Raw genomic sequence first — 10,103 nt, 5'->3', positions numbered from 1 at the left:
CCGCAAGCGTGCCGTCTAGGCAAGCAGGCCCTCGGCCGAGCGACGTTCCTCCAGCAGGTGCCGAACGCCGGGGGCCTGGCCACTCCCTGGCTCGGCAGGTCCGATATCCTGGGCGGTAGTTTCCCCATTGGGCAGAGTTTCCGCTTGGAGAGAAGCATGGACGACACCCTGGATGCGATCATCGTGGGCGGCGGCATGGTCGGCGCGGCCGTGGCGGCGGCCCTCGGCCAGGCCGGCATGGCCGTCACGCTGGTGGAAGGCGGCGGAGCGCCCGAGGCGATTGCCGAGGATGCGCCCTTCGACCTGCGGGTATCGTCGCTCAACCTGGCCTCGCAGCGGCTGCTGGAGCGGGTGGGCGCCTGGTCGTTCATCCCCGAGGCACGCTGTTGCCCTTTCCGCCATATCGAGGCCAGCGACGCGACCGAGAAGCGCCATGTCCATTTCAGCGCCTCCGATCTCGGGCTGCCGGACCTGGGCTACTTCGTCGAGAACCGGGTGATTCGCCACGCCCTCTGGCGGCGCCTGGCCGAGTTGCCCAACGTCACCCCCCTGTGCCATGTCAGCCCGATCGCGCTGATCAGTGGCCGGCAGCATGCCCTGGTCGAACTTGATGATGGCCGGCTGCTGGCTGCACGGCTGGTGGTGGGCGCCGATGGGGCCGGCTCACGCATCCGCGAGCTGGCCGGTATCGCTACCCAGGACGAGGATTACGGCCAGCGCGCGCTGATCATCAACGTGCGCACCCGCCTGCCCCAGCAAGACGTCAGCTGGCAGCGCTTCACGCCCCACGGCCCCCAGGCGATGCTGCCCTTGCCCGGCCACCATGCCTCGCTGGTGTGGTACGACAGCGACGAAGCGACGCTTTCCCGCGAGACGCTGGACGACGAGGCGCTGCGCCTGGCCATCGAGACGGCCTTCCCCACGCGCCTCGGCGGCATCGAGGCGGTACGGGGCCGCGGCAGTTTCCCCATCCGCCGCCGCCACGCCGAGCGCTACGTGCGGCCGCGCCTGGCGCTGGTGGGCGACGCCGCCCATGTGATCCATCCGCTGGCCGGCCAGGGGCTCAACCTCGGGCTGCAGGACGCCGCGGCCCTGAGCGACCGGGTGGTGTCGGCCTTTCAGGCGGGCCAGGACCCGGGCGGACGAGGGCCGCTTTCCGGCTATGCCCGCACCCGCCGCCCTCAAACCCTGGCCATGATCGCCGCCATGGAGACCTTCCACCATGTGTTCACCGGCCCAGCGCCGTTGCGTGATGCCGGCGCCGCCGGGCTGGCGGTGGCCGAACGCCTGGAGGGCGCCAAGCGCCAGGTGATGCGTCACGCCCTGGGGCTGTGAAGGCGATGAAAGCGCGAGAAGCGCGCTGGGCGTCTCAGGTTCGACTTGCGTGGGGCGCAGCCTCGGCCAGGACGGCCTCCAGGAAAGCCAGCAACTCGGGCAGTTCAGCATCGATGTGCTGGCTGAGGTCATGATCGCCGGGTAGCAGGCGCAGCTCGGCCGGGGTATCGCCGCGGCTGGCATGCAGCCGTTCGGCATCGCTCGGTGGAATCACCTGGTCGTCACGGCCGTGTACCAGCAGCACCGGGCAGTGCACCCGCGGCAGGGTGTGCACCGGGGCGATGGCGTCGAAGCGGTGGCCGATCACCCGCTCCACATAGCGCAGCACATACCAGCCCACGGGAAAGAACGGCAGCCCCTTCTCCGCCAGCCAGCGGCGCATCATGCCGTCGGGGTGGGCGAAGGCCGAGAGGCTGACCACGGCGGCGATGTCGTCGCGGCGCGAGGCGGCCAGCAGCACTGCCGCGGCGCCTACCGAGTGCCCGAGCAACGCCACTGGCGCCTGCGCCATGCCGGGGCGGCCTTGCAGCCACGCCAGCGCCGCCTCGGTGTCCTCGGCGAAGCGCGGCATGGAGGAGAAGCTGTCGGCGTCGCTCTCGCCATGGTTGCGGGCATCGAACAGCAGCACGTTCCAGCCGGCCGCCTGCAGCGGCGTTGCCAGTGGCAGCATCAGCTCGCGGTTGGCCCCCCAGCCGTGAGTGATTACCACCGTGCCGCGCCCCTCGCCGGGCAGCCACCAGCCCACCAGACGCCTGCCCCTTTGCGTGGGGATGGTCACCGTCTCGCCCATCACGCCGTGCTCGTCCAGGCGGCGCTGCACCGGCACCCGCGGCGCCGCCAGGCTGACCCTCAGCCGCCGATGAAAGCGGTGCAGCAGCAGCGCCAGCCCCGCCGGCAGCAGGCCCCACCAGAGCCATTGTGACACCCCTGTCATCGTCTAGCCGCCGCCATTGAGCCACCAGGTGGCGGCATTGAGGTAGGCCGCAACGCTCACCCAGGCCAGGTACGGCACCAGCAGCCAGGCGGCGACGGGGGATACCCGCGCGAAGCGGCGGATGGTCAGCACGATCAGCCCCCCCAACAGCAGCAGGTCGAGCAGTGCCAGGCCCATCCAGTGCAGGCCGAAGAACAGGATCGACCACAGGGCGTTGGCGGCGAGCTGAGCGACGAAGGGCCAGAGGGTGTGCCAGCGCGCAGCGGGCGCGGCGGCCAGAGTGGCCCGCCAGGCAGCCAGCGCCATCAGCAGATAGAGCGTGCTCCAGGCGATGGGGAAGGCGAGGTCGGGCGGGGTCAGCGGTGGCTTGGCCAGGCCGGCGTACCACTCGCCGGGCGGGGTGGCGATGCCGGTCATCGCGGTCAGCGTCACCAGCGCGAGCCAGCCGAGGAGAATCATCAGGGAGCGGGTCGGGGTCATGCGTGACATCCTTGCCAGTCGGCCGTCAAAGGAGGTTACCACACTCCCCTGGCCGCCCAGGCCGCGGCATCGCGCCCCGGGGATCCGTGCAACGCCGCGCCACCAGCATGCGGGTCGATGCGCTTCAAGAGGCAGCACCCGACGTCGCATCTCGCGGTGGCCAACCCTGACATTGTTATGTTATAACCTCCACCTGTTTTTCCGGAGGCTCCTCACCATGGCGCACCACCGACACCGGCATCGCCCGGAAGGGCCCTGCCATTTCTCGCTGATGTCGCTCTCGGCGACCCGCCGCCTGCTGCTGGTCGCCGCACCGCTCGCCGCCCTGTGGCTGACGGTCTCCTGGGCCGCGGGATGGTGGTCCTGATGTCGCGCCTGCAACTGCACGACCTGCAGCTGGCCCGCGGTGGCCAGACGGTGCTCGAGCATCTGGACGGCCGCTTCATGGATGGCGCCATCACCGCCCTGATCGGCGCCAACGGGGCCGGCAAGAGCACCCTGATCGCCGCCCTCATGGGCATGCTGTCTCCGGTGGCCGGCAGCGTGGAGTGCCGGGTACCCCGTGAGCGCTGCGCCTGGCTCCCCCAGCAGCTGGCGCTGGACCTCACCTTCCCGATGAGCGTGGAAGAGTTGATCATGACCGGCACCTGGCCCAGCCACGGGGCCCTGAAAGGGTATTGTGCGGCCCACTACCGGCGCGGCCGCGAAATCATGGCGCGGCTGGGCATTTCGCAGCTGGCCCACCGGCCACTGGGCGAGCTCTCCGGCGGCCAGCGCCAGCGCGCCCTGCTGGGCCGTACCCTGATGCAGGAGGCCGAGCTGCTGCTGCTCGACGAGCCCTTTGCCAACGTCGACATCGAGACGGTGGACGTGCTGATGGAGGTGCTGCGCGACATGGCACGACGCGGGACCACCATCATCGTGGTGATCCATGACATGGAACAGCTTGCCCGCCTGGCCGACGAGGTGCTGCTGCTTTCCGGCGGCCATGGCCGCTGGGTCAGCCCCGACGCCCTGGTCGACCACCATAGCGGCCTGGTGCCCCGGGCACCGCGCCTGCCCCTGACCTTTCCGGATGCTTCCCATGCTGGCACTGATTGACGCCTGGCTGCTGGTGCCCCTCGAGTACGGCTTCATGCAGCGCGCCTTGGTGGCCGGCCTGGCGTTGTCGCTGGCCGCCCCGCCCCTGGGCGTGTTCCTGATGCTGCGCGGCATGAGCCTGATCGGCGACGCCATGGCCCATGCCATCCTGCCCGGCGTGGCGCTGGGCTTCCTGGCTGCAGGCTTCTCGCTGCCGCTCATGAGCCTGGGCGGCATCCTCTCGGGGCTGCTGATCGCGGTACTCGCCGGCAGCGTGTCGCAGATGACCGGCCACCGCGAAGACTCGGCCATGGCCAGCTTCTTCCTGATCTCGCTGGCCGCCGGCGTCATGCTGGTGTCGCTGGGCGGCAGCAGCGTGGACCTCACCCATGTGCTGTTCGGCTCGATCCTGGCCGTGGACTCCACCGCCCTGGTGCTGATCGCCGGCATCAGCAGCCTGATCGTGGTGATCCTGGCGGTGATCTTCCGTGCCCTGGTGGTGGAGTGCCTGGACCCGCTGTTCCTGCGCGGCCAGGGGGTGCGCGGCGGCGTGGTGCACGGCATCTTCCTGGGGCTGGTGGTGCTCAACCTCACCGCCGGCTTCCAGACCCTGGGCACCCTGATGGCGGTGGGCCTGATGATGCTGCCGGCCACCACGGCGCGCTTCTGGAGCCAGCGCCTGGAGGGGCTGATCGCCATCGCCATCGGCATCGCCCTGGTGGCCAGCACCGGCGGCCTGCTGCTCTCCTACCACCTCAGCCTGCCCTCCGGGCCGGCCATCATCCTGCTGGCCGGCAGCGGCTATGTGCTCTCTGCGCTGTTCGGCCGACACCATAGCCTGACCGCCCGCTGGCGTCGCCATGCCGCGCCGCTGGGCGCGCCCGAACACGACTGACACAGCATCCCCTGACACAACCACCGAGGAAGCCTGCCATGCGCCTCTCACGCCCCTTTGCCCTGCTCGCCGGGGCTTCCACCCTGCTGGCCCTGCCCGCCGCCCTGGCCGCCGAACGCGTCCAGGTCGTCACCAGTTTCAGCATCCTCGCCGACATGATCGAGAACGTCGGCGGCGAGCACGTCGAGGTGACGGCCCTGGTGGGGCCGGACAGCGATGCCCACGTCTACTCGCCGCGCCCCACCGACGCCCGCGACCTGGCCGAGGCTGACCTCGTGGTCTTCAACGGCCTGCAGTTCGAGGGCTGGATGGAACGGCTGATCGACGCCAGCGACTTTGCCGGCCCCCTGGTGGTGACCACCGACGGCATCGCGGCGAGGATCGCCGCCGCTGAGGATGACGGCCATGACGACCACGACGATGCGCATGATCACGGGCATGACGCGCAAGACCAGCAAACCCAGGACGATCACGACGGCCATGATCATGGCCCCATCGACCCCCATGCCTGGCAGGACCTGGGCATGGGTCCGCTCTACGTGGCCAACATCCTCGAAGGCCTGATCGAGGCCGACCCGGACAACAGCGGGGCCTATCAGGCCAGCGCCGAGCGTTATCGGGAAGAGATCGCCGCCGCCGATGGCGATCTGCGCGAGCTGCTCGGCGAGATTCCCGCTGGCACCAGCGTGATCACCGGCCACGACTCCTTCGGCCACTTCGCCCGCGCCTATGGCCTGGCGTTCCTCTCCCCCCAGGGGCTCTCCACCGAGGCCGAGCCCAGTGCGGCCAACATGGCCCGGTTGATCGACGTGATCCGCGAGGAGAACGTCCAGGCGCTGTTCCACGAGAACATGACCAGCCCGGCGATGATCGACCAGCTGGCCGAGGAAACCGGTCTGCCGGTGGCTGGCACCCTCTATGCCGACGCCCTGGCCAGCGAGGGTGAAGCCAGCAGCTGGCTGGGCATGATGCGCCACAACGCCCGAACCCTGCACGACGCCCTGGCCGAGCCCGGCCAGGGCGAAGGCAGCGATGCCCACGACCACGACCACGACCACGACCACTGATCGTGGGCATTCGCCTTGCCACGCGACCAGCGCCACCTTCGGGTGGCGCTGACTTTTTATGTGGACAACGCTTTTGTGGGAACATCAAAGCCTCTACCGCAGGGAGGCCGCTATGCTCGAATTCCGCCAGGTCCACAAGGCCTATGCCACCCCTCAGGGCCCGCTGGAGGTACTGGCCGGGGTCGACCTGACCCTGGCCAACGGCGAGAGCCTGGCACTGATGGGTGAGTCGGGCTGCGGCAAGTCGACCCTGCTGCACCTGGCCGCGGGGCTGGACCTGCCCGATCGCGGCGAGGTCATAGTGGCCGGCCGGGCCATCTCGTCGCTCGGCGAGGCGAGCCGGGCGCGGCTACGTCGCGAGACCCTGGGCCTGGTGTTCCAGCAGTTTCACCTGGTGCCGAGCCTGAGCGTGCTCGACAACTTGCGCCTGCAGGCGCGTCTGGCCGGGCGCGAGCGGCCCGACTGGACGGCCGAGCTGATCGAGCGGCTGGGCCTGGCCGGCCTGGCGAAGCGCTACCCGGAGCAGCTCTCCGGCGGCCAGCAGCAGCGCCTGGCCATCGGCCGCGCCCTGGCGCCACGCCCGGCCCTGCTACTCGCCGACGAGCCCACCGGCAACCTGGACGAGGGCACCGCCGACGATGTCCTGGACTTGCTACTGGCCCTGGTACGCGACACCGGCTGCGCCCTGCTGATGGTGACCCACAGCCCCCGGGTGGCCGCGCCGCTGGATCACCGGCTGCACCTCACGCATGGCCGGCTGACGCGGCCCGCGACGGGGCAGAACGCATGCGCCTGATGCTCACCGCCCTGGTCACCCTGCTCTCCCACTATCGCCGCCACCCCGGCCAGCTCGCCATGCTGCTGCTCGGCCTGTGGGTAGCCGGCGCGCTGTGGAGCGGCGTGCAGGCGATCAATGCCTCGGCCAGGGACAGCTACGACCGGGCCGAGGCGCTCTTCACCACCGGTCTGGACCGCCTGGAGCGCCGCGACGGCGAGCCCCTCGACCGAGAGGACTTCGTGACTCTGCGCCGCGCCGGGCTGCCGGTCTCACCACTGCTGGAGGGCACGGTGGTGACGTCGCCGGGCGAGCGGCTGACGGTGATCGGTATCGACCCGCTGACCCTGCCCGGCGACAGCGCCTTCGCCACGGCAGGCAGTAGCGGTGAGCTGACGGCCTTCTTTACGCCACCCTGGCAGACCCGACTGGCCCCGGATACCATCCCGCGGCTGGGGCTCGATCGGCAGACGGCCCCCGGCGCCGAGCCGACGCTGGCCGATGGCCGGCGACTGCCGCCGCTGGTCCTCGCCCCGTCGCTGCCGCCGGACACCCTGGTCGTGGACATCGCCGTCGCGGCCCGGCTGCTGGAGCGTGGCACTGCGGTCAGCCGGCTGGTGGCCGCGGCCGGCGCGCTGGACTCGGCCCCCGAGGGCTACCGGCTCAGCCGCGCCGACACCCTGGTCGACCCGGGCGAGCTCACCGCGAGCTTCCACCTCAACCTCACTGCCATGGCGCTGCTGGCGCTGATCGTCGGGCTCTTCATCGTCCAGGCGGCGCTGGGCCTGGCGCTGGAGCAGCGCCTGGGACTGCTGCGCACCCTGCGCGCGCTGGGCGTGCCGGGGCGCACCCTGGTCGCCCTGCTGGCGCTCGAACTGGTCCTGCTGGGCATCATCGGCGCCCTGGCGGGTATCACCAGCGGTGTCTGGCTGGCCCGTGCCCTGCTGCCCGACGTGGCGGCCACGCTGCAGAACCTCTATGGCGCCGCGGTGGGTTCGGAATTACGCCTGCCCTGGCACTACTGGCTGGGCGGACTTGGGGTGACGCTGGGCGGGCTCTTCGTCGCCGGTAGCGGAACGCTGTGGCGGGCCTCGCGCCTCGGCGTACTGGGGATGGGCCAGGCTCAGGCGTGGCGCGCCGGCTTCCAGCGCCAGCTGCGTGGCCAGGTGATCGCTGGCACCATCACCGGCCTGCTGGCCCTGGCAATATGGGCCTGGCTGGCCACGCAGCCCGCCGGCGAGGGGCTGATCGCCGGCTTCGTGCTGGTAGCGGCGATGATGTTGGCCTGTGCCCTCTGGCTGTCGCCGCTGCTGGCGATCGGTCTGGCCGGCCTCGGCGGGCTTGCCCGACGCCGCCCCCTGACCCAGTGGGCGCTGGCCGACCTGCAGCTCCAGCTGCCGCGCCTCTCGCTGGCCATGATGGCACTGCTGATCGCGCTCTCCGCCAACCTGGGGGTGGGCAGCATGGTCGGCGGCTTTCGCCTCACTTTTCTCGACTGGCTCGACGAGCGGTTGACCGCTGACCTCTACCTGCGCCCGCCGCCCGAGCAGTTCGATGTCGTGCAGGCCTGGCTGGGCGCGCGCGACGAGGTCGACGAGCTGCTGCCCACCGCCAATGCCGAGTCGACCCTGCTCGAGGTTCAGGCCGGGGCCGACGACCGGCGCCTCGAGGCGCCGGTCGTGCTGTTCGGCATCACCCCGGGCAACCGGCTCACACCGACCTGGCCACTGCTCGAGACCCGAGCCGGGCGCGACGCGGCCTGGGCGGCGCTGCAAGAGGGGTCGGCCTTTATCAACGAGCAGTTGGCACTCGGACAAGGCATCGGCCCCGGTGACCAGCTGGTGCTGAGCTCACCGGGTGGCCGACAGCGGGTGAGGGTGGCCGCCATCTACCCCGACTACGGCAATCCCCGCGGCGAAGTGCTGATGACCGCGACTGCGCTGCGGGAACGCTTCGCCGCCGTGCCGGGATCGCTGGGCATCGTGCTCGCCGGAGAGCGCGAGGCCGAGGCCCTCTCCCGGGCGCTGACCGCCCGTTTTGCGCTGGACCCGGAGTCGCTGATCGACCAGCGCCAGGTCAAGGCACTCTCCACCGAGATCTTCGAGCGCACCTTCGCCATTACCCGGGCGCTCAATGCCCTGACCCTGGCCGTGGCGGCCTTGGCCCTGCTCGCCAGCCTGCTCGCCCAGGCCCGGGAGCGCCGCCGTCGGCTGGCGCCGCTCTGGGCCCTGGGTGTGACCCGGGGGCGCCTGGCCGGCATCCAGCTGGCCCAGTTGGGCGGCGCGTCGCTGGTCACGGGGTTGGCCGCCATACCGCTGGGCGTTGCCATCACCGCCTGCCTGGTGGCGGTGATCAACGTGGCCGCCTTCGGCTGGCGCCTGCCCCTGCATGTCTTCCCCGCCGAGATCGGGCTGACCCTGGCCACCGCCCTGGGGGTGGCGCTGCTGGCGGCCGGCCTGCCGGCCCTGACCCTGTGGCGCACACCGCCCCGCACCCTGCTGGCCGAGGAGGAGGCCCCATGAAACCCTGGCTGACGTGCCTGCTGACAGCACTGCTCGCGGTAGGGCTGCCGGGCTGCGAGGGGGAGACGCCCCCCGCCCCGTCCCAGGGCTTCGCGGGGCTGGGCGCCGAGGCCGGCGGCTTCGTGCAGGCCAGGCCCGGTACCCGACTGCGCTTTCCCGAGGACCACGGTCCCCATCCCGACTACCGCCTGGAGTGGTGGTACCTCACCGCCAACCTGGAAGACGAGAGCGGTGAGCCACTGGGAGTGCAGTGGACCCTGTTCCGCCAGGCCCAGCGGCCCCCCGACGAGCGCCCTGACGATGCGATCCCCTGGGCCGCCGAGCAACTCTGGATGGCTCACTTGGCCGTCTCTCGGGGTGACACCCACCGAGTGGCCGAACGCTTCGCGCGCAGCGGCTCGCGGGGAAGCGACCCCGAGCGCGACCAGGCGGGCGTCACCGCAGCCCCCTTCCGCGCCTGGCTCGACGACTGGATGCTGGCAAGCCGGGTCAGCCAACCGGGGCGCGATGCCCTCGACCGCCTTACCCTCGCTGCCCGGGCTGGGCCGGACGACGCGCGCTTCGGCTATCGGCTGGCCCTGGAGGCCGAGGGCCCCCTGGTACGGCACGGCGAGAACGGCTTCAGCCAGAAGTCCGCCGACGGCCAGGGCTCGATCTACGTCAGCCAGCCCTTCTATCGGGTCAGTGGCGAGGTCACCCTGGATGGCACACCCCGCCAGGTGACGGGCCGCGCCTGGCTCGACCGCGAGTGGAGTAGCCAACTGCTCGGACCCGACCAGGCGGGCTGGGACTGGTTCTCGCTGCACCTGGCCAACGGACACAAGCTGATGGCATTCCGACTGCGCGGCGGCGGCGCTCGCGGGGGCGACTACCTCTCGGGCAGCTGGATCACCCCCGGGGGCAAGACCCTGCCTCTGAAGGACGACGCCCTCGCCCTCACCCCGCTGGCCACCTCGACCGTGGCCGGCCGGGAACTGCCCACCCGCTGGCGGCTTCGGGTCCCTGATCAGGGTCT

General features: G+C 71.0%; 10 protein-coding genes. 8 read left to right on the top strand and 2 right to left on the bottom strand.

Features of this window, described 5'->3' with window-relative positions:
• On the top strand, positions 1–1,335 hold a 1,335-nt coding region (locus tag RI841_RS10825; protein ID WP_405000936.1), incomplete at its 5' end, for a UbiH/UbiF/VisC/COQ6 family ubiquinone biosynthesis hydroxylase.
• A 34-nt stretch (positions 1,336–1,369) separates the two neighbouring features.
• Here the strand turns inward: RI841_RS10825 and RI841_RS10820 are convergent.
• Together RI841_RS10820 and RI841_RS10815 are read right to left on the bottom strand one after the other, a co-directional pair.
• Positions 1,370–2,260: an alpha/beta fold hydrolase gene (locus RI841_RS10820; protein WP_310705609.1), complete on the bottom strand. Its 891-nt coding sequence runs from the start codon at positions 2,258–2,260 to the stop codon at positions 1,370–1,372.
• Between the two features lie 12 nt (positions 2,261–2,272).
• Positions 2,273–2,749 (bottom strand): TspO/MBR family protein, encoded by a 477-nt coding sequence (locus RI841_RS10815; protein ID WP_310705608.1) that lies wholly within the window; start codon positions 2,747–2,749, stop codon positions 2,273–2,275.
• A gap of 217 nt (positions 2,750–2,966) precedes the next feature.
• On the opposite strand from RI841_RS10815, the gene RI841_RS10810 reads away from it, so the two are divergent.
• The 7 genes from RI841_RS10810 to RI841_RS10780 form a co-directional block, all read left to right on the top strand.
• Entirely contained in the window at positions 2,967–3,116 is a 150-nt protein-coding gene (locus tag RI841_RS10810) for a hypothetical protein (RefSeq protein ID WP_166644574.1), read from the top strand.
• The gene (locus tag RI841_RS10805) at positions 3,116–3,850 is read left to right on the top strand and encodes an ATP-binding cassette domain-containing protein (RefSeq protein ID WP_310705607.1); all 735 of its coding nucleotides are present in this window, start codon (positions 3,116–3,118) and stop codon (positions 3,848–3,850) included. The genes RI841_RS10810 and RI841_RS10805 overlap by 1 nt, the downstream gene beginning before the upstream one ends.
• Positions 3,834–4,724: a metal ABC transporter permease gene (locus RI841_RS10800; RefSeq protein ID WP_310705606.1), complete on the top strand. Its 891-nt coding sequence runs from the start codon at positions 3,834–3,836 to the stop codon at positions 4,722–4,724. The genes RI841_RS10805 and RI841_RS10800 overlap by 17 nt, the downstream gene beginning before the upstream one ends.
• A gap of 38 nt (positions 4,725–4,762) precedes the next feature.
• The gene (locus tag RI841_RS10795; RefSeq protein ID WP_310705605.1) at positions 4,763–5,791 is read left to right on the top strand and encodes a metal ABC transporter solute-binding protein, Zn/Mn family; all 1,029 of its coding nucleotides are present in this window, start codon (positions 4,763–4,765) and stop codon (positions 5,789–5,791) included.
• 112 nt (positions 5,792–5,903) lie between these two features.
• The gene (locus RI841_RS10790; RefSeq protein ID WP_310705604.1) at positions 5,904–6,587 is read left to right on the top strand and encodes an ABC transporter ATP-binding protein; all 684 of its coding nucleotides are present in this window, start codon (positions 5,904–5,906) and stop codon (positions 6,585–6,587) included.
• Positions 6,578–9,088 carry an ABC transporter permease gene (locus tag RI841_RS10785; protein WP_310705603.1) on the top strand — a complete coding sequence of 837 codons (2,511 nt, stop codon included), beginning with the start codon at positions 6,578–6,580 and terminating at the stop codon, positions 9,086–9,088. Before RI841_RS10790 ends, RI841_RS10785 begins: the two co-directional genes overlap by 10 nt.
• On the top strand, positions 9,085–10,103 hold a 1,019-nt coding region (locus tag RI841_RS10780), incomplete at its 3' end, for a lipocalin-like domain-containing protein (RefSeq protein ID WP_310705602.1). The genes RI841_RS10785 and RI841_RS10780, both read left to right, overlap by 4 nt.

The sequence above is a fragment of the Halomonas sp. genome, assembly GCF_031581305.1.
Lineage (GTDB): Bacteria > Pseudomonadota > Gammaproteobacteria > Pseudomonadales > Halomonadaceae > Halomonas.
The sequence above is the reverse complement of the archived record's forward strand: the minus strand, read 5'-3'. Positions and strand labels throughout refer to the sequence as shown.